At 64.7% G+C, this 22,437-nt stretch carries 18 protein-coding genes; 9 read left to right on the forward strand and 9 right to left on the reverse strand.

Going from position 1 to position 22,437, the window contains the following annotated elements; translation table 11 throughout:
• Positions 1-139: 139 nt before the first annotated feature.
• Genes hemC through J2X54_RS16945 form a run of 4 tightly spaced genes read left to right on the forward strand, consistent with a single transcriptional unit; the run spans position 140 to position 4,455 of the window.
• Positions 140-1,216 carry a hydroxymethylbilane synthase gene (hemC, locus tag J2X54_RS16930; RefSeq protein WP_310182891.1) on the forward strand — a complete coding sequence of 359 codons (1,077 nt, stop codon included), beginning with the start codon at positions 140-142 and terminating at the stop codon, positions 1,214-1,216.
• Positions 1,217-1,254: 38 nt separating this feature from the next.
• Positions 1,255-2,085, forward strand: coding sequence for a uroporphyrinogen-III synthase (locus J2X54_RS16935; RefSeq protein ID WP_310182183.1), 831 nt, complete (start codon positions 1,255-1,257; stop codon positions 2,083-2,085).
• On the forward strand, positions 2,082-3,257 hold the full coding sequence (locus tag J2X54_RS16940; protein ID WP_310182186.1) for a uroporphyrinogen-III C-methyltransferase: 1,176 nt from the start codon (positions 2,082-2,084) through the stop codon (positions 3,255-3,257). Before J2X54_RS16935 ends, J2X54_RS16940 begins: the two co-directional genes overlap by 4 nt.
• A 1-nt stretch (position 3,258) precedes the next feature.
• Positions 3,259-4,455: a heme biosynthesis protein HemY gene (locus J2X54_RS16945; RefSeq protein WP_071651697.1), complete on the forward strand. Its 1,197-nt coding sequence runs from the start codon at positions 3,259-3,261 to the stop codon at positions 4,453-4,455.
• On the opposite strand, the gene J2X54_RS16950 is transcribed toward J2X54_RS16945, so the two are convergent.
• The 3 genes from J2X54_RS16950 to J2X54_RS16960 all read right to left on the reverse strand — a co-directional run bounded on the left by J2X54_RS16950 (position 4,452) and on the right by J2X54_RS16960 (position 8,517).
• Positions 4,452-6,836: a TonB-dependent siderophore receptor gene (locus tag J2X54_RS16950; protein WP_310182190.1), complete on the reverse strand. Its 2,385-nt coding sequence runs from the start codon at positions 6,834-6,836 to the stop codon at positions 4,452-4,454. The two genes, J2X54_RS16945 and J2X54_RS16950, sit on opposite strands and share 4 nt — an antisense overlap.
• A gap of 131 nt (positions 6,837-6,967) precedes the next feature.
• Entirely contained in the window at positions 6,968-8,008 is a 1,041-nt protein-coding gene (locus J2X54_RS16955) for a FecR domain-containing protein (protein WP_310182192.1), read from the reverse strand.
• Positions 8,005-8,517 (reverse strand): sigma-70 family RNA polymerase sigma factor, encoded by a 513-nt coding sequence (locus J2X54_RS16960; protein WP_310182195.1) that lies wholly within the window; start codon positions 8,515-8,517, stop codon positions 8,005-8,007. The genes J2X54_RS16955 and J2X54_RS16960 overlap by 4 nt, the downstream gene beginning before the upstream one ends.
• 200 nt (positions 8,518-8,717) lie before the next feature.
• Between J2X54_RS16960 and ppa the strand changes: the two genes are divergently transcribed.
• Complete coding sequence (gene ppa, locus J2X54_RS16965) at positions 8,718-9,260, forward strand: inorganic diphosphatase (RefSeq protein WP_019922024.1); 543 nt, start codon at positions 8,718-8,720, stop codon at positions 9,258-9,260.
• A gap of 186 nt (positions 9,261-9,446) precedes the next feature.
• Here ppa and J2X54_RS16970 read toward each other — a convergent pair whose 3' ends face one another.
• Positions 9,447-10,076: a Crp/Fnr family transcriptional regulator gene (locus J2X54_RS16970; RefSeq protein ID WP_070251818.1), complete on the reverse strand. Its 630-nt coding sequence runs from the start codon at positions 10,074-10,076 to the stop codon at positions 9,447-9,449.
• A gap of 211 nt (positions 10,077-10,287) precedes the next feature.
• Positions 10,288-11,409, reverse strand: coding sequence for a GNAT family N-acetyltransferase (locus J2X54_RS16975; protein WP_310182197.1), 1,122 nt, complete (start codon positions 11,407-11,409; stop codon positions 10,288-10,290).
• A 117-nt stretch (positions 11,410-11,526) separates the two neighbouring features.
• Here J2X54_RS16975 and J2X54_RS16980 point away from each other — a divergent pair, with 117 nt between their 5' ends.
• Together J2X54_RS16980 and J2X54_RS16985 are read left to right on the forward strand one after the other, a co-directional pair.
• Entirely contained in the window at positions 11,527-13,581 is a 2,055-nt protein-coding gene (locus J2X54_RS16980) for an NAD(+) synthase (protein WP_310182199.1), read from the forward strand.
• 110 nt (positions 13,582-13,691) lie between these two features.
• Positions 13,692-14,030 carry a P-II family nitrogen regulator gene (locus tag J2X54_RS16985; RefSeq protein WP_019922031.1) on the forward strand — a complete coding sequence of 113 codons (339 nt, stop codon included), beginning with the start codon at positions 13,692-13,694 and terminating at the stop codon, positions 14,028-14,030.
• 88 nt (positions 14,031-14,118) lie between these two features.
• On the opposite strand, the gene J2X54_RS16990 is transcribed toward J2X54_RS16985, so the two are convergent.
• A complete protein-coding gene (locus J2X54_RS16990; RefSeq protein ID WP_310182207.1) occupies positions 14,119-15,870 on the reverse strand; it encodes a rhamnogalacturonan lyase B N-terminal domain-containing protein in 1,752 nt (583 codons plus the stop codon).
• A 143-nt stretch (positions 15,871-16,013) separates the two neighbouring features.
• Positions 16,014-16,646: a trimeric intracellular cation channel family protein gene (locus tag J2X54_RS16995; protein WP_070251819.1), complete on the reverse strand. Its 633-nt coding sequence runs from the start codon at positions 16,644-16,646 to the stop codon at positions 16,014-16,016.
• Between the two features lie 201 nt (positions 16,647-16,847).
• Between J2X54_RS16995 and J2X54_RS17000 the strand changes: the two genes are divergently transcribed.
• On the forward strand, positions 16,848-17,945 hold the full coding sequence (locus J2X54_RS17000; RefSeq protein ID WP_310182208.1) for an NADH:flavin oxidoreductase/NADH oxidase: 1,098 nt from the start codon (positions 16,848-16,850) through the stop codon (positions 17,943-17,945).
• A gap of 225 nt (positions 17,946-18,170) precedes the next feature.
• Here J2X54_RS17000 and J2X54_RS17005 read toward each other — a convergent pair whose 3' ends face one another.
• Both J2X54_RS17005 and trxB read right to left on the reverse strand, forming a co-directional pair.
• The gene (locus J2X54_RS17005; RefSeq protein WP_310182209.1) at positions 18,171-18,836 is read right to left on the reverse strand and encodes a Smr/MutS family protein; all 666 of its coding nucleotides are present in this window, start codon (positions 18,834-18,836) and stop codon (positions 18,171-18,173) included.
• Positions 18,837-18,843: 7 nt separating this feature from the next.
• Entirely contained in the window at positions 18,844-19,797 is a 954-nt protein-coding gene (gene trxB / locus J2X54_RS17010; protein WP_070251691.1) for a thioredoxin-disulfide reductase, read from the reverse strand.
• Positions 19,798-20,007: 210 nt separating this feature from the next.
• Between trxB and J2X54_RS17015 the strand changes: the two genes are divergently transcribed.
• A complete protein-coding gene (locus J2X54_RS17015) occupies positions 20,008-22,431 on the forward strand; it encodes a DNA translocase FtsK 4TM domain-containing protein (RefSeq protein WP_310182210.1) in 2,424 nt (807 codons plus the stop codon).
• Positions 22,432-22,437 lie beyond the last annotated feature (6 nt).

Genomic DNA, 22,437 nt, shown 5'->3' on the forward strand with positions numbered 1-22,437 from the left:
TGTCGGTGCAAAGGCGGGTGGCCCGGGTCTGCAAGAGGGTGAGCATGTTAAAATTTGTGATCTTAGACATACACGCTTGACTGGTCTGCGCCGGTGGGCGGCAGCGACAGTGAAAGAACAGGTTTTGAAAACATCCGAAGTGGTTCAGATTACGCCATCCAGATTGGTGATCGCCTCGCGCGAAAGCCGGCTCGCCATGTGGCAGGCCGAGCATGTGCGCGAACGCTTGGCATTATTATATCCGCAGTGCGATGTCAAAATTGTCGGAATGACGACGCGCGGCGATCAAATCCTCGACCGTACCCTGTCCAAGGTCGGCGGCAAGGGTTTGTTCGTCAAAGAACTCGAAGTGGCGATGGCCGAAGGTCGCGCCGACCTGGCCGTGCACTGCCTCAAGGACATGCCGATGGAGCTGCCCGAAGGGTTCGTGATGGGCGCGGTGCTCGAGCGCGAAGACGCGCGCGACGCCTTTGTCTCCAACGACTACGCCACCCTGGCCGACCTGCCCGACGGCGCGGTCGTCGGCACCAGCAGCCTGCGCCGCCAGTCGCTGATCGCCGCCAGCTTCCCCCACCTGGTCGTCAAGCCGCTGCGCGGCAACCTCGATACCCGGCTGGGCAAGCTCGATCGCGGCGAATACGCCGCCATCATCCTCGCTGCCGCCGGCCTCAAGCGCCTGGGCCTGGCCGACCGCATCCGCTCGGTGCTCGATCCCGAGACCAGCCTGCCGGCGCCGGGCCAGGGCACGCTGGCCATCGAAATCCCCGAACGCAGCGACGGTGTCGACCTGGTGGCGCTGCTGGCGCCCCTGCACCACGAAGACAGCGCGCTGGTGTCGATCGCCGAGCGCACCGTCTCGCGCGTGTTCGGCGGCAGCTGCCAGGTGCCGCTGGCGTCGTACGCCACCATCGAAGGCGACCAGATGCACCTGCGCGCCATGGTGGCCACGCCCGACGGCGCCCGCATGATCAGCGCCGAAGCGCGCGGCCCGGCGGTGGACGCCGCCGTACTGGGCGCGCAAGTGGCGCGAATGCTGGGCGAGCAGGGCGCGGTCGATATTTTGGCCGCGTGCCTGAGCGAAGCGGCGCAGGCCGACGACGCGGCCCGCTCGGCCGAACTGGCGGCCGATGCCAAAGCCGACGCCTCGGCCGAGCAGGCGCCCGGCCCAGGCCCAGCCCCGGCCCCAGCCCCGGTTCAGCCGGGAACAGGAACCTGAGTGGCGCGCCCGGCGCCGATGCATTGCGAGACTCACTGATGGCCGGCGCCGTCGTCATCACCCGTCCGCTGGCGCAGGCGCGCCCGCTGGCCGCGCGCGTGGCGGCGCTGGGCTACGCGGTGGAAGTGCTGCCGCTGCTCGAGATCACGCCGCTGGCCGAGCCCACCGAACTGCTGGCCGCGCTCGAGCGCCTGACCTCGTCCGCTGCTTCGGCGTCCGCTCCTTCCGCGCCCCCACCTTATTACGCGTTGGTCGCCTTCGTCTCGCCCAACGCCATCGACGCCGCTTTTATTCACCTGAAAACCGTGCCGTCCGGCGTCACCTGGGCCGTGGTGGGCGAGGGCAGCCGGGTAGCGCTGGCCGCCCATGGCGTGGCGTCGCCCGGCTCCCACGTCGTCAGCCCGCTCGACGCCGCCCGCAGCGACTCCGAGCACCTGCTGCAAGCACTGGACCTGGCCGCGCTCGACGGCAAGCGCGCCCTGATCATTCGTGGCGACGGCGGCCGCGAACTGCTGGCCGACGGCCTGCGCGCGGCCGGCGCCCAGGTGGACGTGGTGCCGGCCTACCGGCGTGCGGCGCCGTCGCTCAGCCCCGAGCTGGAAGCCACGCTGCGGCGCCTGCTGGCGCAGGACAACGACTGGATCATCACCAGCTCGGAGGCGCTGCGCGGCCTGCACGGCCTGCTGGCCGAACTCGATGCGCGTGCGCCAGCGGGTGAAATACCGTGTGTTGTATCAATGCAACAACAGCATTTGATCGTCCCGCATGCCCGGATCGCGGAGACTGCGCATAATCTCGGCTTTTCCCGGACCACCCTCACCGGATCAGGCGACGAACGGTTGCTGGCCGCGCTACAATCACGCCTATGAACGAACTGCCTACATTACCCGACCCCGCCGTCTCCGGAGCTTCCGGTCCCGAGACTTCGGCCGCGCCGTCCAAGCCGGTCCTGTCGTCTTCCGAGCCCACCTTGCTCGCCACGCTGCAGCAGCCCAAGGTGCTGCTGATCGGCGTGGTGGTGCTGGCGGTCCTGCTGGCCGGGCAAACCTGGTCATCGCACCGGCAGCTCGGCAAACTGCGCCAGGAAATGGCGCTGCGCCTGCAAAAGGGCGACACCATCAACGGCGAGACCAACAACCTGGCGCGCCAGGTGCAGGAGTCGAGCCGCGAACTGCAGGCCAAGGTCAATGTGCTGGAAAGCCGCCAGCAGGAGTCGCAAAGCCAGCAACTGGCGCTCGAACAGCTGTACCAGGACTTGTCCAAGAACCGCGACGAGTGGGCGCTCACCGAGATCGAACAGGTGCTGTCCACCGCCAGCCAGCAGCTGCAACTGGCCGGCAACGTGCCGGGTGCGCTGATCGCGCTGCAAAACGCCGACCGCAGCCTGTCGCGCTCGGACAAGCCGCAGTTCATCACCATCCGCCGCGCCATTGCCAAGGACACCGAAAAGCTCAAGGCCCTGCCCAATGTCGATTCGGTGGGCGTGGCGCTGCGTCTCGACAATGTGATCGCCCAGGTCGACACGCTACCCATGCTGTCGGACGAAAAGCCCACGCTGCCGGCGCCAACGCCGCGCAAGGTGCGCAAGCCGGTGCTCGACAAAAACGGCAAGCCGGTAGCGGTGGCGGCGGGCGCCGAAGCAGAACCGGAATCGACGCCTTGGCTGCAATCGCTGCAAGGCGCCTGGACCGGCTGGAGCAGCGAAATGTGGACCGACGTGCGCCAGCTGATCCGCGTGCGCAGCGTCGAACATCCCGATGCGCTGATGGTGTCGCCAAGCCAGGCCTACTTCATGCGCGAGAACCTCAAGCTGCGCCTGCTCAACGCCCGCATGGCACTGTTGTCGCGCAACGAGACCGCGTTCCGCGCCGACCTGGCCGCTGCCCAGGAGGCGCTGGTCAAGTATTACGACACCCGCGCCCGCGCCACCCAAAGCGTGCAGGCGCTGCTGCGCCAGGTCCAGAGCAGCAACCTGGCCATCGAGATGCCCACCTTGTCCGACAGCCTGAACGCGGTACGCAACTACAAGGCCAAGCCCTAGCATGCGGATATTTCTCTGGATAGTCGCACTGATGGCTGCGGCCATCGGCATCGCCGTGACGGCCCGCTTCAACCCCGGCAACGTGGTGTTGTTTTATCCGCCGCACCGCATCGACCTGTCGCTCAATTTCTTCTGCGTGCTGCTGGCGCTGCTGTTCGTGCTGCTGTACGTGGTGATCCGCGCGGTGCGCGCCACCGTCAAGATGCCGCGCAAGGTCGCCGCCTACCGCCAGCAAAAGCGCGAGCGCGATGGCAACAAGGGACTGCGGGAAGCATTGAAGGCGCTGTTCGAGGGCCGCTTCGGCCATGCCGAAAAAGCCGCCCTGCGCGCCTCGGAACTGCCGGAAAACGCCGGCGTGGCCGCGCTGATCGGCGCCCGCGCCGCGCACCGCATGCGCCAGGCCGCGCGCCGCGACCAGTGGCTCGCGCGCCTGCAGGACGACAACGCCATGAAAACCGCGCGCCTGATGACCATGACCGAACTGCTGGTGGACGACCACCAACCCGAAGCCGCGCTGGCCGCCGTGCGCGAACTCAATGCCAGCGGCACCCGTCACATCCACGCGCTGCAATGGTCGCTCAAGGCCCAGCAGCAGGCCAAGAACTGGCCCGAGGTGCTGCGCCTGGTGCGTTCGCTCGACAAGCACCGCGCGCTGCATCCGGCGCTGTCGTCGCGTTTGCGCGAGCTGGCCTACGAAGACCTGCTCAGCGACAAATCGCACGATGCCGAGTCGCTGCTGCGGGTATGGTCCACGGTGCCCAACGCCGACCGCATCAAGCCCTACATCGCCTGCCGCGCCGCTACCGCGCTGAACGCGCGCGGCCTGCACGACGAAGCGCGCCTGGTGGCCGAAGAATCGCTCAACGCCGACTGGGACGACCGCGTCATTCGCACCTACCGCGAAGCGGCGGCGCCGGCCGGATCGGCTGCTTTGCTCACGCAAATCAACCACTGCGAACGCTGGATGCAAACTCGTCCAACCGATGCCGAACTGGCGCTCACATTGGGTTCGCTGTGCCTGAAGCAGAAACTGTGGGGCAAGGCCCAGCGCCACCTGGAGCAAGCCTTGTCCGACGCGGCCGACCCGCGCATGGTGCGCGAATCGCACCTGAAGCTGGCGCAGCTGCACGAAGCGCTGCAGCAGACGGAGGAAGCGGCCAGCCACTACCGCCAGTGCGCGCTGGCGACCGTTCTCTAAAACCTGTAATTGGCGGTCAGCGCCACGCTGCGCGGATCGCCATACACGCCGGTCCCGTACGATCCCATCCCCGGCATATACGTCTTGTCGAGCACGTTGTTGACGTTCAGCGCCACGCTCACGCGGCGGTTGATGTCGTACCGCGCCAGCAACCCCAGCACCGCGTACGACGGCTGCGTCGCGCGCCAGCGGCGGGCGTCCGACGCCTGGTAATAGGTCTCGCTCTGCCACGTCAGCGAACCGCCCACCGTCAGTTGGTTCAGCGCCCCCGCCAGCTGGTAGGCCGTGCTCAGTTTGAATAAATGCTTGGGCTGGTTGGTATTGACCGCGCTTAAGATCACATCGGGCTGCGAAGGGATGCGCGACATGCGGAAGGTGTAGCCACCCGCGACATTCCACCTTGGCGCCGCCTGGCCCGACACTTCCAGTTCCACGCCCTTGCTGGTCACGCCCTCGATCGGGCGGTAGATCTCGCCGCCGGTGGCGGCGTTGATGCCCACGTATTGGGCCGAGTTGTTTTGCTCGGTGCGAAAGAGGGCGATGCCGGCGTTCAGACGCTGGTCGAAGAATTCGCCCTTGATGCCTGCTTCGACGTTCTTGCCTGTCAGCGGATCGAGCGAGCGGTCGCTGGCGTCCTTGTAATAGGTTTGCGGACGGAAGATGTCGGTATAGCTGGCGTACACCGACCAGTTGCGGTGGAAGTCGTACACCACGCCCGCGTAGGGCACCACTTTTTCGCCGATGTCGAGGTTGTCGGCCACCGCGCGCACGCCGGCGTTATTGACCTGGAAGTCGACCAGCTTGTACCAGCTCATGCGCGCGCCCAGGATCACCGACAACTGGTCGGTCGGGCGCAGGCGGGTGGCCAGCGACAAGCCTTTTTCGGTGATGGTGGTCTCGCGGTCGGCGCGCTTGGGGTACGACGCCGGCTTTGCCAGGTTGCCGTCCCAGGCAAAATAGTCGGGCACCGGGATCAGGGCCGGGCTGGTGTAGAGCTGGGCATCTTTCACTGCGCGCGAATAACCGGCGCCCAGCATCAGTTCATGCTGGCGGCCGAACAGCGTGAACGGGCCGGTCAACGCCAGGTTGGCGGTGTCGGTGGCGGCCTGGGTGGGCAGCAGGCCGGCCAGCAGCCGCACGCCGGCGCCGGTAACCCGGTCCACCGCACCGTTGTAGGCCGAGCCATATTCCACTTCCTTCGACTGCTTGAGGTGGCTGGCCGCCAGGTCCAGCTTCCAGCCGCTGGCGAAGCTGTGCTTGAGCGCGGCGAAGGTATTGGTGCCGTTGTTGTCCCAGTACGACCAGCGCGCGGCCGGGTTGAGCGAACGGCGGAAAGCGGTTTGCGTGCCGTCGCTGTAGAACAGCGGAAGATGGCCGAAGGTAGCGCCGTCTGCGCGCGAGCGCATGTAATCGATGCCCACCGTCAGCAAGGTGCGCGGACCGAGGTCGGCCTCGATGATGGCGTAGGCGTTGCGGGTGTCGCGCTGGTAGTAGTCGATGTACGAGTCGGCGTTTTGCGCAGCCAGCACCACGCGCCCGCGCACGCTGCCTCTGGCGTTGAGCGGCCCCGACACATCGGCCACGCCGCGATAGCGGTGCCACGAGCCGGCGCTGGCATTGAGCGAGCCGGCAAACTCGCTGGTGGGGCGCTTGCGCACCAGGTTGATGGTGGCGGACGGATTGCCGGCGCCGGTCAGCAGGCCGGCGGCGCCGCGCACCACTTCCACGTGATCGTAGATGGCGCTGTCGCCGATGGCGGTGGTGTACTGGTTGGAGCTGTCGAGGGTATTGGGCACGCCGTCGAACTGGAAATTCTCGATGGTGTAGCCGCGCGCATAAAAGGTGGCGCGTTCGCTGTCGTTGCGGCCCACGGTCACCCCCACGGTTTTTTCCAGGATGTCGGGCACGGTGATCAGCGCCTGGTCGTCCATCTGCTGGCGCGTGATCACGCTCACCGATTGCGGCGTCTCGCGTGCCGACAGCCCCAGGCGGGTGGCGGTGCTCATCGAGCGCATGCCGTAAGCGCCGCTGTTTTCGGTGACGTTGTCCGCCTCGGGCCGGGCCGAGACGCTGATGGTGTCGAGAGTCTGGGCGACGGCGGCTGGCGCGGCGACCCGGCGCACGCTGAAACCGCGGTCGCCCAGGCTGACCACCTCCAGGCCGCTGCCGGCCAGCAGCGCGGCAAAGCCGGAGGCCGGCGTGTGCGGGCCTTGCAGGCCGGGCGAAGTGCGATCGGCAGCGAGCGCCGGATCGAACGACAGCGCCGCGCCGGCGGCCGCCGCGAACTGGTTGAGCACCGCGGCCAGCGGTCCGGCGGGGATCTGGTAGGTGCGGGTGGCTTCGGCCGGAGCGGCGAAAGCCAGCGGCATTGCGAGCGGCATGGCAAGCGCCAATGCCAGGGGTGTCAAACGGTGAGTGAACATGCGGGCCTTGTTAAGTTGGACAATCAGGGAGTTCCTGTCCTGTAGGCCGGATGAGACGCAAAAAGCGGAAAATTTTTTGCGAAAATATTTTAGCGCGGTCCCAGCGTGACCCAGTACCGCGTGATGCTGCGCTGGCGCAGCGGGAAGGTACGGATGAGCAGGACCAGCGCACGGTCGGTGTCGGTCAGCGGAAACACGCCGGAAATGCGCAAGTTGGCGACTGCCGGATCGCAGCCCAGCCGGCCATGGCGATAGCGCGACAGCTCTTCCAGCACTTCGGCCAGGCTGCGGTCGTTGACCAGCAAATGGCCCGAGCGCCACTGGCCGGCATAGTCGGCCACAGGCTGCGGCGCTTCGACGCCGGTACTGGTGAAGCGTGCCTGTTGCCCGGCGCGCAGCAGTACGGCTTGACGGTCGGCAGTGCGTATCGCCACCGCGTGTTCGAGCACCGCCACCTCGGTGTAGCCACCTGGCTGGCCCGCCAATGGACCATCGACCTGGCGCACCGTAAAGCGCGTGCCCAGCGCGGTGACGCTGCCTTGCGCGGTTTGCACCATGAACGGACGCGGATCGACCGCCTGCTGCCGCTGCAGTTGGCGCTGGTGCGCGGTTTCGATCAGCACGGCGCCCGCCCACAGCTGCACCACCCGCGCAGTTGCGGTAAAGCGCACGTCGACTGCGGTGGCGGTGTCGAGCACCATCAGCGAGCCGTCGGCAAGTTGCACCTCGCGCTGCTGGCCGATGCCGGTACGGTGCTCGGCCAGCAGCGGCCGCGCAAAACCGTGCTCACTGGCGCCGCGCCAGGCCACGTAGCCCAGCGTGCCGGTGGACGCCAGCAGCGCCATGCCGCGCAGCGCCTGGCGCCGGCTGCGCGCCTGTGCGGTCAGGCGCAGTGCGGGCGCAGCGATATTGGCGGGCACTTGCAGCAGCGTGGCGCGCATGGCTTCGATGCGCTGCCAGGCGCGCCGGTGGTCCGGGTGCGCCGCCTGCCACTGGCGCCAGGCGGCGCGGTCGGCCTCGGTGGTGCTGCCCGAGCACAGGCGTGCATACCACCCCACCGCTTCCTTGCGTACGGTGGCCGCGTCGCGCGGTGCCGGCGCCGCGTCGGTTGATGGCGGTCGCGCGTTCATGGCGCCAGCAGGTAGCAGTGTTCGATGGCCTTGCACATGTGGTTGCCGACCGTGCGCTTGGTCACGCCCAGTTCCGCCGCGATCTGTTCGTAGGTCAGGCCGTCCAGTTGCGACAGCAGGAACGCTTGCCGTACCTGCGGCTTCAAGCCGTCGAGCATGGCGTCGATGGCCACCAGCGCTTCGAGCATGATGGCGCGCGTTTCCGGCGATGGCTGGTGGACGTCGGGCAGGGCGGCCAGCGCGTCGAGATAGGCGCGTTCGACATCCTTGCGGCGGAAAAAATCGGCCATCAGGCCACGGGCGATGGTGCCCAGGTACGCGCGCGGGGCACGCAGGGCCGGCGCCTGCAACGGGCCGCTGCGGGTGAGCACTCGCACAAAAGTATCGTGGGCGAGATCGGCGGCGTCACCGGTATTACCCATTTTTCGACGCAGCCAGCCGTGCAGCCAACCGTGGTGGTCGCTGTACAGGGTGGCCGCGCTGTGGTCGTGGAGGGTGAGGGGAGGCACGGCGCTCAGGTAAAATTAAATGGTAATCATTCTCATCTGCGTCATCATATCATCCCTGCGGCGTGGGCGCCACCACCAACAATCGGGGCCGCGCACCGGTGCTGCGCCGCACAAGCAGCCTGTACTTCGCTATAATTACGCCGTTAATTTACGCTGTTTCGATTGACTAATTGTCAGCACCCTCCCAACAAGGAAAACCCATGAGCTTGAACAAAGTGCCTTCGGGCCGCGATGTGCCTAACGACTTCAACGTGATCATCGAAATCCCGATGAACGCCGATCCGATCAAGTACGAAGTCGATAAAGATTCGGGCGCGATCTTCGTGGACCGTTTCATGGGCACCGCCATGCACTACCCGTGCAACTACGGCTATGTGCCGAACACCCTGTCCGACGACGGCGACCCGGTCGATGTGCTGGTGATCACCCCGTTCCCGCTGATCCCGGGCGTGGTCGTGCGCTGCCGTCCTATCGGCGTGCTGAAAATGACCGACGAATCCGGTGAAGACGCCAAAGTCCTGGCCGTACCGGTCGATAAAGTACTGTCGATCTACAGCCACTGGCAAAAGCCGGAAGACCTGAACGAACTGCGCCTGCGCCAGATCCAGCACTTCTTCGAGCACTACAAGGACCTGGAAAAAGGCAAATGGGTCAAGATCGACGGCTGGTATGGCGTTGAAGATGCCAAACAGGAAATCCTGAACGGCGTTGCGTCGTACAACAAGGAAAACGCTGCCGGCTGATACGCCAGCGTGACATGAAAAAGCCCGGCCGCACTGTGATTGTGCGGCCGGGCTTTTTTTGTGGCCAATTCTTTCGCGCGGACGTTTCAGGGGCGGCGCCAATCGGTACGCAATCGATGTGCAATCGATTGCAAAATGCGTTGGGCGCGATTGCCACGTGCCAGCGATGCGCTGGCACGCAGCAGATCAGTTGCGCGCGTAAGCCTCTACCTTCGTCTCGGTCCCCGCCATGGCTGCGCCAGCCAGTTCGGCTTCCGCCTCGCGGCGCAGGCGCGACATGTACTGCGGCGTGATGCCGAGGTACGAGGCGATGGCGCGCTGCGAGATGCGCGACTCGAGTCCCGGATATTCTTCGCGGAACGCGGCGAGGCGCTCCTGGGCCGACGTTTCGCCCGCTGCATAGGCGCGCATAGCCAGGTTGTGCATGCCGTGCATGGCTGCCTGCAGGTGATAATGCTGCATCACCTCGCTTTGAGCGCGCAGGGCACTGGCCTGGGTCCAGTCCAGCGTAAAGCCGTGGATGGTGGTTTCCGCTACCAGGAACTGCACCGCCGGCTGGCCGTTCTCGCCGGCGATCAGGTCGGTGAGGGTGGTGGCCGATTCGCCCTCGCGATAAAAGCGCAGGGTCACTTCCACGCCGTCGCGATTGAAGAAGCCGCTGCGCGCCACGCCACTGGCCAGCCAGTGCACCTGGGTGGCAACGGCACCGGCGCGCTGCAGGAACTCGCCCTTGCGCACAGTGAATGGCTGGGCGATCTGCGCCAGCTGGTCGGTTACGTTGGTATAGGCCTCTTCAGTGACGCCGAGTCGTTTCATCGTGGCGGCCTTGAAGCGGTTCCGTTGTTTAATAAAATCTGAATTCATTGTTTTGCGTCACGTGTTGTGACAAAACCGTCAACGGGCATAGAGTATAGGCGCGATTGAAAATGCTGTGAAGCAATCTGGTTTCATCCATGGTCAGAGTGTTGCTACCGCTAACATTCTACCCTTTTAACGAAATTCTCACACATCTACGTACGGGATGCCCTTATTTAAAGGGTGCATGCTCGGCCAATTCGTCGATATATTGCTCGATCGCCGCCGTTTCCTGCGCCAAGAAGTCGCCGATGGCTGCGGCAAATCGCGGGTCCGCCACCCAGTGTGCCGACCACGTGGGCGTGGGCGACAGGCCCCGCGACATCTTGTGCACCCCCTGGGCGCCGCCCTCGAACCGGGCGATGCCATGGGTAATGCAATACTCGATAGCTTGAACGTAGCAAGTTTCAAAGTGCAGGCCGGAGACAAATTCGGTCGTGCCCCAGTAGCGTCCGTACATGATGCCGCCGCCGACCAGGTTGAGCGCGACGGCCACCGGCTGGCCATCGCGCTGCGCCAGCACGATCATGATGTGCTCGGCCATCTGCGCGCGCAATTGCTCGAAAAAGGCCAGGCTCAGGTAGGGCTTGTTGCCATGCGCCAAGTAGGTGGACACGTAGCACTGGTAAAAGAATGCCATCACCTCGGGCGTAATGGCGGCACCGGCCAGGTGCTGGAAGGTGATGCCGGCATCAAACACCCGGCGCCGGTCCTGGCGGATTTTCTTGCGTTTATCCATCTTGAAGCCGGCCAGGAAGGCGTCGAAATCGGCATAGCCCTGGTTTTCCCAGTGGAACTGCACGCCTTCGCGCAGCATGAAGCCGGCCGCCGCCAGCGCCTGCCGGTCATCTTCGTCGGGGAACAGGATGTGCAGCGACGAGGTCTCCAGCTGGCGCGCCACTTGCAGCACCGCGCGCGCGAGAAGGGCGCGATCTTCCGTGCTGCGCGCCAACAGGCGGCTGCCCGTCACGGGCGAGAACGGTACGGCCGACAGCAGCTTGGGATAATATTCGATGCCATTGCGGTGGAAGGCGTCGGCCCAGGCGTGGTCGAACACGTATTCGCCGCGGCTGTGGTGCTTGAGGTAGAGCGGCATGGCGCCATGCAGCACGCCATCGCGATACATGACCAGGTAGCGCGGGGTCCAACCAGTTTGCGGGCAGGCACAGCGGGTGGTGTGCAAGGTGTGGAGAAAGCGGTATGCGAGCGTGGGATTGTCGCCGGCCAGCGCCTGCCATTGCTGCTCGTCCACGCCTTCCAGCGACTCGATGATCGAAAACTCTGCTTCTGACACACTTCCTCCTGCCGCATGATGGTGGGCCAAGTCTAGCGTATCCACGGCCTTTGCGTTGGCGGGGCGCATGCGATAATTGGTGTCCATGCCTGTGCACCACTGTCGGAAAGAATCCAAATGAGCTCGAATTTCCTCAATCTGTACACCCATGACTTCGCCCGCGTGGCCATTGCCGCGCCGGTGTGCCGCATCGCCGACCCGGTCTATAACGCGCAGCAGACCATTTTGCTGGCCGAACAGGCGGCCGAGCAGGGCGCGGCGCTGGTGGCGTTCCCCGAACTGGGCCTGGCCGCCTACACCTGCGACGACCTGTTCCACCAGCGCGCGCTGCTCGACGCCTGCCTCGACGCCCTGGCCGAGATCGTCAACGCCTCGCTCCAGTGGAAGATGGCGGTGGTGGTCGGCGTGCCGCTGCGCGTCGAGCACCAGCTCTACAACTGCGCGGTGGTGGTGGCCAACGGCCAGATCCAGGGCGTGGTGCCCAAGACTTACCTGCCCAACTACGGCGAGTTCTACGAAGCGCGCCAGTTCAGCAGCGGCGACTACGCCGTCGCGGTCGAGCTGGACCTACTCGGTGAGCGCGTGCAGTTCGGCACCGGCCTGCTGTTCGAAGTGGCCGACGTGCCGCTGCTCAAATTCCATGTCGAGATTTGCGAGGACGTGTGGGTGCCGGTGCCGCCGTCGTCGTTCGCGGCGCTGGCCGGCGCCACCGTGCTGGTCAACCTGTCGGCCTCGAACGCGGTGATCGGCAAGTCCGGCTACCGCAACCAGCTGGTCGGCAACCAGTCGGCGCGCTGCATTGCCGCCTACCTGTACACCTCCGCCGGCGGCGGCGAATCGACCACCGATATGGCGTGGGACGGCCAGGGCGTGATCTTCGAGAACGGCGAACTGCTGGCCGAGTCGAAACGCTTTACCGATGCGCCGGTACTGACCTTTGCCGACATCGACCTCGAGCGCCTGTCGCGCGAGCGCATGCGCATGAACACCTTTGCCCAGTCGGTGCAGCGTCACGCCGCCGAAGTGAACAAGTTCCGCACCGTGTTTTTCGAACTGGAACTGTCGCGCGACGAACCGCTGGCGCTGCGCCGCTGCGTCGAGCGTTTCCCTTACGTGCCGGCCGATGCGCGCCGCCGCGACGAGCGCTGCGACGAGGTCTACAACATCCAGGTGCAGGCGCTGGCCCAGCGCTTAAGTTCCAGCGGCATCAAGAAGGTCGTCATCGGCGTCTCTGGCGGACTCGATTCCACCCATGCGCTGCTGGTGTGCGCGCGCGTGATGGACAAGCTGGGCCTGCCACGCACCAACATCCTGGCCTACACCATGCCGGGCTTTGCCACCAGCGACCGCACCCTCAAGCAGGCGCACGCGCTGATGCAGCTGGTGGGCTGCTCGGCGCAGGAAATCGATATCCGCCCCAGCTGCATCCAGATGCTCAAGGACCTGGGCCATCCGTACTCGGAGGGCCAGGCACAGTACGACATCACGTTCGAGAACGTCCAGGCCGGCGAGCGTACCAACCATTTGTTCCGCCTGGCTAATCACCACGGCGGCATCGTGGTCGGTACCGGCGACCTGAGCGAACTGGCGCTGGGCTGGTGCACGTACGGCGTGGGCGACCACATGTCGCATTACAACGTCAACGCCAGCGTGCCGAAAACCCTGATCTCGCACCTGGTGCGCTGGGTGGCCGAGTCCGGCGTTATCGGCCGCAACGATGCACAGGTGCTGCTCGACATCCTCGGCACCGAGATCAGCCCCGAGCTGGTGCCCGGCACTGCCGGCGGCCAGCCCGAGCAGCGCACCGAGAGCACCATCGGCCCGTACGAATTGCAAGATTTTAATTTGTACTACGTGCTGCGCTTCGGCTTTGCGCCGTCCAAGGTGGCGTTCCTGGCGCTTAACGCCTGGCGCGACAAGGAACTGGGCCGCTGGCCCGACGGCGACCACGTGGCGCGCAACCAGTACGACCTGGTTGCCATCAAGCACAACCTGGGCATCTTCCTCGACCGCTTCTTCCGCACCAGCCAGTTCAAGCGCAGCTGCGTGCCGAACGGACCGAAGGTGGGCAGCGGCGGTTCGCTGTCGCCGCGCGGCGACTGGCGCGCGCCCAGCGATGGTCAAAGCGTTGTCTGGATGGAAGAATGTCGCGCCATTCCGGTGCATGACTGACAATTCGCGAGTCGCGGTATAACCGCCGCTGGCAAGTGCGCTGTTGTCGATTACAATAGATCCAATGCTATTGCTGGCAAAGAATTTTTGATACGAAATTAGGAGAAGTCATGAAACAGATTACCGCAGTAATCAAGCCGTTCAAGCTGGACGAAGTGCGCGAAGCGCTGGCCGAAGTGAACGTGACCGGCCTGACGGTGACCGAGGTCAAGGGCTTCGGCCGCCAGAAGGGCCACACCGAACTGTATCGTGGCGCCGAGTACGTGGTCGACTTCCTGCCGAAGGTCAAGGTCGAAGTGGTGGTGGACGATGGCGTGGCCGAGCAGGTGGTGGACGCCATCATCAAGGCGGCCCGCACCGGCAAGATCGGCGACGGCAAGATCTTCGTGCAAAACGTCGAGCAGGTGATCCGCATCCGTACCGGCGAAACCGGCCCGGACGCAGTATAAATTCAGCGTTTACCCCGCCGCTCCCGTTCGGGAGCGGCTTGACGGCAGCCCTTGGCTGTCGTTCCTGTTTTACTATCCCCCTTGATTATTACGGTGTCGCGACCAGGTCGACCGCATCCCAGGCGTAGCCGGGGCTCAGGTACTTGACGCCGCTCGAGCCGCTGACGGCGGTCAGCGTCAACGTGTTCTGGCCTGCCACCAGCGCGCTGGCCGGGATGTCGAAGGTCAGCATGGTGTTGTTGCCGCGATATGTGCCAACCGTGAGCGTGCGCGTTTTCGGCTGGGTGGGCGCGGCCGGGATTGCCGAACTCCAGTTGTTGACCGCGATCTTGGGACGGCCGCCGGCGAAGCCCACCGTGATGCCGGCCCGCAAGGTGTAAGCGCGGATTTCGCTTTGCGCCAGGTTGAAGCGGATTACCAGGTTGCCGTTCACCTCCTTCCATTGGTAGGCCGGGAAGCCGGTGGCCGGGGTGGACGTACCGATCACGTAGTCCGGTACGGTCCAGGCGGCCATGCGCACATCCTGCGGGTGCATGGTGGTCAGCTTGGTGCCGTTGATGAACTCGTTTGGCGTGCCGTCCCAGTTGCCGATGCGCCATTTGGGCGCGACGCTGCTCGGGTCGCCCGTGATGGTCACCGTGTTGAGCGTGGTGACAGCGCCGGCGTTGACGGTCACGCTGCGGGTATCGACCGCCAGCTCGTTCTTGTAGACCGTCATGGTGTAGGTGCCGGGCAGCATGCCGGCGCTGCTGTAGTAGCCGGTGGACGGGTTGACGTCGGCGTAGTACTGGGCCGTGGCATTGGCAAAACCGACCGTGTACGGGTAGTTGGCGTCGCGGTTGGCGATGCCCACGCCGGCCACGCCGCCGCGGCCGGTAGCCGGCACGTAGCCAAGCAGGCCCATGCCGGCAAACCACGAGGTATCGACAGCGCCTGGCGCAGCGCCATTGGTGAAGGCCATCGTATAGGTGTTGAGGATGCCGGGGCGGAAGGCCTCGGTCTGCGCCTCGCCGTAATTGATGATGTAGGTGATTTCCTGGTTGGTGTCGGTGCCCTGGTTGAGCAGGCTGCGGTAGAAGGGGCCGCCCGAGCCGCCTTCATGGTTGTCGCGGACGATCCACAAACCGGCGCTGGCGCTGGTGGCGCCGATATAGCGCCAGTCCTTGAGCCGCTTGTTCGAGTAATGCTTGGAGCGGGTTTCGCCGTTGGGCAGGCCGAACACGTCGCCCGATTCGATGGCGCCGTTGGTGCCGCGCAGGTCGGACGGCACCGGGCCGTTGGGCAGCGCGGCGATCGGCACCCGGACGATGAAGCGCGCCAGGCCCAGCGTGCTCGGTTCGCTGGTGAAGTAGGTGCCCATGTAGATATTCGGGTCGCCCCGGCGCGCCATGTAGTAATGGGTGAGGTCGCCCGCCTGCACGGTGATCTTGACGGTATCGGCGCCGACGGTGGTGGCGGTCACCGCCACGGCCGAGACGTTGTTGTACAGGTAGTCGAAGCCCGAGTTGAGCTGGCTGCCGCGCGACTGGTCCTGGTATTGCACGCCGTTGTACATCATCGAGGCGATATCGCCGGCCGACTGGGTGCTCACGCCATTGTCGGTGCGACGGATCTTGAACACCAGCCCGGCGCCGGTATCGACGGTATAGAAGTTGGCGTCCTGGGTCAGGCCGAAGGTCGCGGCATTGGCCGTGGTGGCATCGGCGCCCGCGACGGTGGTGGTGGCGAGGGTTCGTGCAGCCGGCGTGGTGGTGCTGCTGTCGCTGGCACTGCCGCCGCAGCCGGCGAGCAGGGATAGCGCTGCTGCGCCGGTCAGGACGCGCAGGGTGTTGGTTTCCATGATGGTGTCTCCCTAAATATATTATTGATATTGAATAGGGCGCGCCGGCACGCTGCATACATAGTCTTGCGTTGTCCGGCAGCGGTCAACGCCGCGAATGCAACAATTGCAAATAAATCATTGAGCTGATTGCCAGCATTTCATTATTTGTCCGACGGTAAATGCAGGTCGAATTTCCAGGTTACCAGGCGCATCACGGTGATCGAGGCGGCGCTTACCCACAGGGCGACGTCGTCGGAGATCTCGGTGTACTGCAGGCCGATGTACAGCCAGCAACCGAAGAACGCGCAGATGGCGTAGGGTTTGCCGTCGCGGAAGACCATCGGCACTTCGTTGCAGACGATGTCGCGCAGCACGCCGCCGAAGATGCCGGTGATCACGCCCATCATCGAGGCGATGAACAGCGGCATGCCGGCCGCCTGCGCCTGCGACACGCCCGCCACCGCGAACAAGCCCAGGCCGATGGCGTCGGCAATGACGATCAGGCGTTCGGACAGGATTTGCTTGAGGGTGCGCATCAGCGGTGCGGCGATCAGGGCCAGCACGAAAATCAGGATCGCGTATTCCTGGTGCATGACCCAGAACAGCGGCCGCCGGTCCAGCAAAATGTCGCGCAAGGTGCCGCCGCCGAACGCGGTGATGAAGGCCACCGTGAACACGCCAACGAGGTCCATGCGCTTGCGGCGCGCCTCCACGAAACCGGAAAACGCGCCCACCAGGATCGCCACGATCTCGATGACGGTGACCAGGGAGACGTGAACCGGAACGTGGGGCATGTATGGCATCGGCGCGCTGAAATTGTGAGGAGCCTCAGGTTAACATGACGGCCGCGCGACGTGTAACTTAGTTGCTCGGCTAACATGTGCGGCAATGTCCAAGATATCGCTGTGGCTGATGTTCTCGATCAATAATGGCGATTGGACTTATTTCATTGCTGAAGGCATGATCGTGGTCAGATCAACTTTAAAGTTTGAACGATGACCGCATTATTTACTCCCTTTAGCCTCAAAGACGTCACCTTGCGCAACCGTATCGCGGTGCCGCCAATGTGCCAGTACAGCGCCACCGACGGCCTCACCAACGACTGGCACCAGGTCCATTACCCGGCCCTGGCGCGTGGCGGCGCCGGCCTGGTGATCGTGGAAGCGACGGCGGTTTCGCCGGAAGGGCGCATCACGCCCGGCTGCCTGGGCTTGTGGAATGACCAGCAGGCCGAAGGCCTGGCGCGCATTGCCGCCGGCATCAAGGCTGCCGGCGCCGTGGCCGGCATCCAGATCGCCCACGCCGGCCGCAAGGCCAGCGCCAACAAGCCGTGGGAAGGCGACGACCATATCGCGCTGGACGATCCGCGCAGCTGGCAAACCATCGCGCCGTCGGCCGTGGCATTCGGCGCTAACCTGCCGCAGGTGCCCAAGGCCATGACGCTGGACGATATCGAACGGGTAAAAGCCGATTTCGTTGCATCGGCCCAGCGGGCGCGGGATGCCGGTTTCCAGTGGCTGGAGCTGCACTTCGCCCACGGCTACCTGGCGCAAAGCTTCTTCAACGTCGACGCCAACCAGCGCGACGACGCCTACGGCGGCGACTACGCCGGCCGCAGCCGCTTCATGCTGGAAACGCTGGCAGCCGTGCGCAAGGTGTGGCCCGAGAACCTGCCGCTGACGGCCCGTTTCGGCGTGATCGAATACGACGGCCGCGACGAGCAGACGCTGGCCGAATCGATCGACGTCACGCGCGCCATGCACGCGGGCGGCCTCGATATGCTCAATGTAAGCGTGGGCTTTTCCACCCCGAACGGCAAGATCCCGTGGGGTTCGCCATTCCTGGCGCCGATCGCCGAGCGGGTACGCCGCGAAGCGGGCTTGCCGGTGGCGTCGTCGTGGGGCATCGATGCGCCGCAGGTGGCCAACCGCGTGGTGGCCGACCAGCAGATGGACCTGGTGATGATCGGCCGCGCTTTCCTGGCCAATCCGCACTATGCGGCGCAGATGGCGGCGGAGTTGCAGGTGGAACGGCCGACGTGGTTGTTGCCGGCGCCATATGCGCACTGGCTGGAAAAATACCGCCGCGGTTGAAGTTTCTCGGTGACCGTTGCACCGTCATTTCTGCCGCGCGCGTAAAGCGTAAAGTATCGCTGCAGTTGAGATGTCGTTGACCTTTGAGCCGTCATTCCCGCGCAGGCGGGAATCCAATTCCGTAGAACAGCGCTGGCTCAAGCAGGGGCGTGCAGAACGCACGCAATTGGGTACCCGCCTTCGCAGGTGTGACGGACGGGACGCCAACGATCGTCGGCGCGGCTTTTATTGACGTTCCGGCCGCAGCGCGGCCCGCAGCAGCACCATCAGGGCGCCTTCGCCACCTTCGGAGGAGCGCGCCTGGCAGAACGCCACCACTTCCTCTTTCTGCACCAGCCAGCTGTGCACCATCGATTTCAAGACTGGCTCCTGGCCGCGCGAGCCGAAGCCGCGACCGTGGATCACGCACACGCAACGGTGGTTGCGCATGGTCGAGCGGCGCAGGAAATCACCGATGGCGTCGCGGGCCTGGTCACGGCGCATGCCGTGTAAATCGAGCTCGTCCTGCACCGGCCAGTGGCCCTTGCGCAGCTTTTTCACGACATCCGAGCCAACGCCAGGCGCGGCGTAATTCAGTGCCGGGTCTTCTTCGAGGTAATGATCGACTTCAAACAGGTCGGACAGCGACTCGCGCAGCACTTCGGCGTCGTCCTCGGCCTGCGTCAGCTTGCGCTTGACGGGCACGGTGACATTGGCCGTTTTCGGCAGTTGCGGCACGTGGCGGTTCGACTCGGGCAGGCGCTTGACGCCGCCCACCGCCGACTGGAAGATGTTCGCTTCCACCACCTGCGTCTTTTCCCGCTTGACGCGCTCCGCCTCGGCGGCGGCGCGCGCCTCGGTCTGCTCCCTGAGCTGCTTGCTCAGCGATTTCAGTTCCGAGAAGTCTTTCATCAGATGCTTACTCCTGTGCTTCGAGGTAGCGCTGGGCGTCCAGTGCGGCCATGCAACCGGTGCCGGCGCTGGTAATCGCCTGGCGGTAGATATGGTCCTGCACGTCGCCGGCGGCAAACACGCCCGGGGCGGTGGTGGCGGTGGCCATGCCTTCGGTGCCCGAACGGGTCTTGATGTAGCCGTTGTGCATTTCCAGCTGGCCTTCGAAGATGCCGGTGTTGGGCTTGTGGCCGATCGCCACGAACAGGCCGTGCACGGTGATCTCGGAGACGGCGCCGTCGTCGGTCGACTGCAGTTTCAGGCCGGTCACGCCGCCTTCGTTGCCCAGCACTTCCTGCAAGGTGTGGTTGTACTTGATCTCGATCTTGCCTTCGGCAACCTTGGCGTTCAGGCGGTCGATCAGGATGGCTTCGGCGCGGAACTTGTCACGGCGGTGGATCAGCGTGACCTTGGTGGCGATGTTCGACAGGTACAGCGCTTCTTCGACAGCGGTGTTGCCGCCGCCGATCACGGCCACTTCCTGGTTGCGGTAGAAGAAGCCGTCGCAGGTAGCGCAGGCCGATACGCCACGGCCCATGAATTCCTGCTCGGTCGGCAGGCCCAGGTACTGGGCCGAGGCGCCGGTGGCGATGATCAGGGTGTCGCAGGTGTATTCATGGCTGTCGCCCAGCAGGCGGATCGGCTTTTCCGACAGGAAGGTCGTGTGGATGTGGTCGAACACGATCTCGGTCTTGAAGCGCTCGGCGTGCTGCAGCAGGCGCTGCATCAGGTCCGGACCTTGCACACCCATCGGATCGCCAGGCCAGTTTTCGACGTCGGTGGTGGTCATCAATTGACCGCCTTGTTCCACGCCGGTGACCAGCATCGGGTTCAGGTTGGCGCGGGCGGCATAAACGGCAGCGCTGTAGCCGGCGGGGCCGGAGCCGAGGATCAGAACGCGGGCGTGTTTGGCAGTTGTCATGGCGGGCTTCTTCGTAGATTGGAGTACTTCGGAGTTGGGGGCATCTGCGGTGGAGGCAAGGGCGATGCCTCTTGCATTCACGCAGGCAATACAAGATTATAGTGCAAGCAGAAGATCAGGATGAATCGTGGGGCGGTTGTGGTCCGTATGCCTTAAAATAGCGGTCTCTGAATCTTTCCTGTGCGATAACGTTGCAAGACCTTAATACCTATGAGCAGTAAAAAAGTTCAGGAACGCACTTCCAAATCTGGCGCAGGCGCCGGCAGCAACGCGTCTGCCGCGACCGCGGCGTCCAGCGGCGGCTATAAACGCACGCCCACCGAGCGCCAGCCGCTGCCCAATCGCCTGGTCAAGCTGCTGTCCGAAGCCCGCTGGCTGGCGCTGGCCGTGCTCGGCCTGTATTTCGTGCTGATCCTGGCCAGCTACAACAAGCTCGACCCCGGCTGGTCGCACGAAACGCTGGTGCCCAAGGTGACTAACCTCGGTGGCCGCGCCGGCGCCTGGCTGTCCGACCTGCTGTTGTATATCTTCGGCATCTCGGCCTGGTGGTGGGCGTTCTGCGTGCTGCGCTACGTGTGGCAAGGCTACCGCAGCCTCACGCAAAAATTCGTCATGACCAAGCCGGCCGAGCCCGAGCACGCGCAAGAGCCGCTGATACGTGGCATCGGCTTCGTGCTGCTGTTCATCGGCAGCGTGGGGCTGGAATACCTGCGACTCGGTTCGCTCACGCGCCACGCCGAATTGCCGCGCGTCTCCGGTGGCGTGCTGGGCGAGCTGATCGGCCATTCGGCTCATGTCGCGTTCGGTTTTACCGGCGCCACCTTGCTGCTGCTGTTGCTGTTCGGCCTGGGTTTCAGCCTGTTCTTCCAGGTCTCCTGGCTGGCGCTGGCCGAGCGTATCGGTTTTGCCATCGAATCGGGCATCGTCTGGTTCATCCAGCGCTACCAGTACCGCGAAGACCGCCGCCAGGGCGAAGTGGCTGCCGTCAAGCGCGAGGAAACCGTCGTCATCGAGCGCGCCAAGCACGTCGAAAAGCACCCGGCGGCCACACCGATCGTCAAGATCGAGCCGCAGGTGGTCACCGTGGTCAAGTCCGAGCGCGTGGAAAAAGAGCGCCAGGCCAGCCTGTTCCAGGACCTCAACGGCAACCTGCAACTGCCGACCCTGTCGCTGCTGGACGAGGCGGCCGAGGTGCAGGAAACCGTGTCGGTCGAAACGCTGGAATTTACCAGCCGCCTGATCGAGAAAAAACTGTCGGACTTCGGCGTGGATGCCAAAGTCGTGGCCGCTTATCCGGGGCCGGTGGTCACCCGCTACGAAATCGAGCCGGCCACCGGCGTCAAAGGCAGCCAGATCGTCGGCCTGGCGCGCGACCTGGCGCGCTCGCTGTCGCTCACGTCCATCCGCGTGGTGGAAACCATTCCGGGCAAGAATTTCATGGCGCTGGAACTGCCCAACGCCAAGCGCCAGATCGTGCGCCTGTCCGAGATCGTCGGCTCCAAGGTCTATAACGACAATCCGTCGCCATTGACCGTGGCGCTGGGCAAGGACATCGCCGGCAAGCCGGTGGTGGCCGACCTGGCCAAGATGCCGCACTTGCTGGTCGCCGGTACCACCGGCTCCGGTAAATCGGTCGGTATCAACGCCACCATCTTGTCGCTGCTGTACAAGTCCGACCCGGCCGACGTGCGCATGATCCTGATCGATCCGAAGATGCTCGAAATGTCGGTGTACGAAGGCATTCCGCACCTGCTGGCGCCGGTGGTCACCGACATGCGCCAGGCCGGCCACGCGCTCAACTGGGCCGTGAACGAGATGGAGCGCCGCTACAAGCTGATGTCCAAGCTCGGTGTGCGTAACCTCGCTGGCTACAACGCCAAGATTGCGGAAGCGAACAAGCGCGAAGAGCACATCCCGAATCCGTTCAGCCTGACGCCCGATTCGCCGGAGCCGCTGGAAAAACTGCCGACCATCGTCATCATCATCGACGAGCTGGCCGACCTGATGATGGTGGTCGGCAAGAAGGTGGAAGAGCTGATCGCCCGCATCGCGCAAAAGGCGCGCGCGGCCGGCCTGCACTTGATTCTGGCCACCCAGCGCCCATCTGTGGACGTGATTACCGGCCTGATCAAGGCGAATATCCCGACCCGGATCGCGTTCCAGGTTTCGTCCAAGATCGACTCGCGCACCATTCTCGACCAGATGGGCGCGGAAACCCTGCTCGGCATGGGCGACATGTTGTACATGCCGCCCGGTACCGGCTTGCCGGTGCGCGTGCACGGCGCGTTCGTCTCCGACGAAGAGGTGCACCGCGTGGTGGCGCACCTGAAAACCACCGGTGAGCCGAACTACATCGAAGGCATCCTCGAGGGCGGCACGCTGGAAGGCGAGGGCGGCGCCGAAGGCGGCGCAGCTGGCGATGCCGGCGGCGAAGCCGATCCGATGTACGACCAGGCGGTGCAGGTGGTGCTCAAGAACCGCCGGGCGTCGATTTCGCTGGTGCAGCGTCACCTGCGCATCGGCTACAACCGCGCGGCGCGCTTGCTGGAACAAATGGAAAATAGCGGCGTGGTTTCGGCCATGCAATCGAACGGCAACCGCGACATCCTGGTGCCCGCTGCCAGCGCAGAATAAGGAAAG

It is taken from the genome of Duganella sp. 3397 (assembly GCF_031456625.1).
Classification (GTDB): domain Bacteria; phylum Pseudomonadota; class Gammaproteobacteria; order Burkholderiales; family Burkholderiaceae_D; genus Rugamonas; species Rugamonas phyllosphaerae.

Excerpts from the sequence above, each read along its gene's own strand:
- J2X54_RS16940 (WP_310182186.1), top strand. The coding sequence starts at position 2,082 with ATGAACGAACTGCCTACATTACCCGACCCCGCCGTCTCCGGAGCTTCC.
- J2X54_RS16990 (WP_310182207.1), bottom strand. The coding sequence starts at position 15,870 with ATGGAAACCAACACCCTGCGCGTCCTGACCGGCGCAGCAGCGCTATCC.
- J2X54_RS16995 (WP_070251819.1), bottom strand. The coding sequence starts at position 16,646 with ATGCCCCACGTTCCGGTTCACGTCTCCCTGGTCACCGTCATCGAGATC.
- J2X54_RS16980 (WP_310182199.1), top strand. The coding sequence starts at position 11,527 with ATGAGCTCGAATTTCCTCAATCTGTACACCCATGACTTCGCCCGCGTG.
- trxB (WP_070251691.1), bottom strand. The coding sequence starts at position 19,797 with ATGACAACTGCCAAACACGCCCGCGTTCTGATCCTCGGCTCCGGCCCC.
- J2X54_RS16955 (WP_310182192.1), bottom strand. The coding sequence starts at position 8,008 with ATGAACGCGCGACCGCCATCAACCGACGCGGCGCCGGCACCGCGCGAC.
- J2X54_RS17000 (WP_310182208.1), top strand. The coding sequence starts at position 16,848 with ATGACCGCATTATTTACTCCCTTTAGCCTCAAAGACGTCACCTTGCGC.
- J2X54_RS17005 (WP_310182209.1), bottom strand. The coding sequence starts at position 18,836 with ATGAAAGACTTCTCGGAACTGAAATCGCTGAGCAAGCAGCTCAGGGAG.
- J2X54_RS16950 (WP_310182190.1), bottom strand. The coding sequence starts at position 6,836 with ATGCCGCTCGCAATGCCGCTGGCTTTCGCCGCTCCGGCCGAAGCCACC.
- J2X54_RS16985 (WP_019922031.1), top strand. The coding sequence starts at position 13,692 with ATGAAACAGATTACCGCAGTAATCAAGCCGTTCAAGCTGGACGAAGTG.
- J2X54_RS16945 (WP_071651697.1), top strand. The coding sequence starts at position 3,259 with ATGCGGATATTTCTCTGGATAGTCGCACTGATGGCTGCGGCCATCGGC.
- J2X54_RS17015 (WP_310182210.1), top strand. The coding sequence starts at position 20,008 with ATGAGCAGTAAAAAAGTTCAGGAACGCACTTCCAAATCTGGCGCAGGC.
- ppa (WP_019922024.1), top strand. The coding sequence starts at position 8,718 with ATGAGCTTGAACAAAGTGCCTTCGGGCCGCGATGTGCCTAACGACTTC.
- J2X54_RS16970 (WP_070251818.1), bottom strand. The coding sequence starts at position 10,076 with ATGAAACGACTCGGCGTCACTGAAGAGGCCTATACCAACGTAACCGAC.
- J2X54_RS16935 (WP_310182183.1), top strand. The coding sequence starts at position 1,255 with ATGGCCGGCGCCGTCGTCATCACCCGTCCGCTGGCGCAGGCGCGCCCG.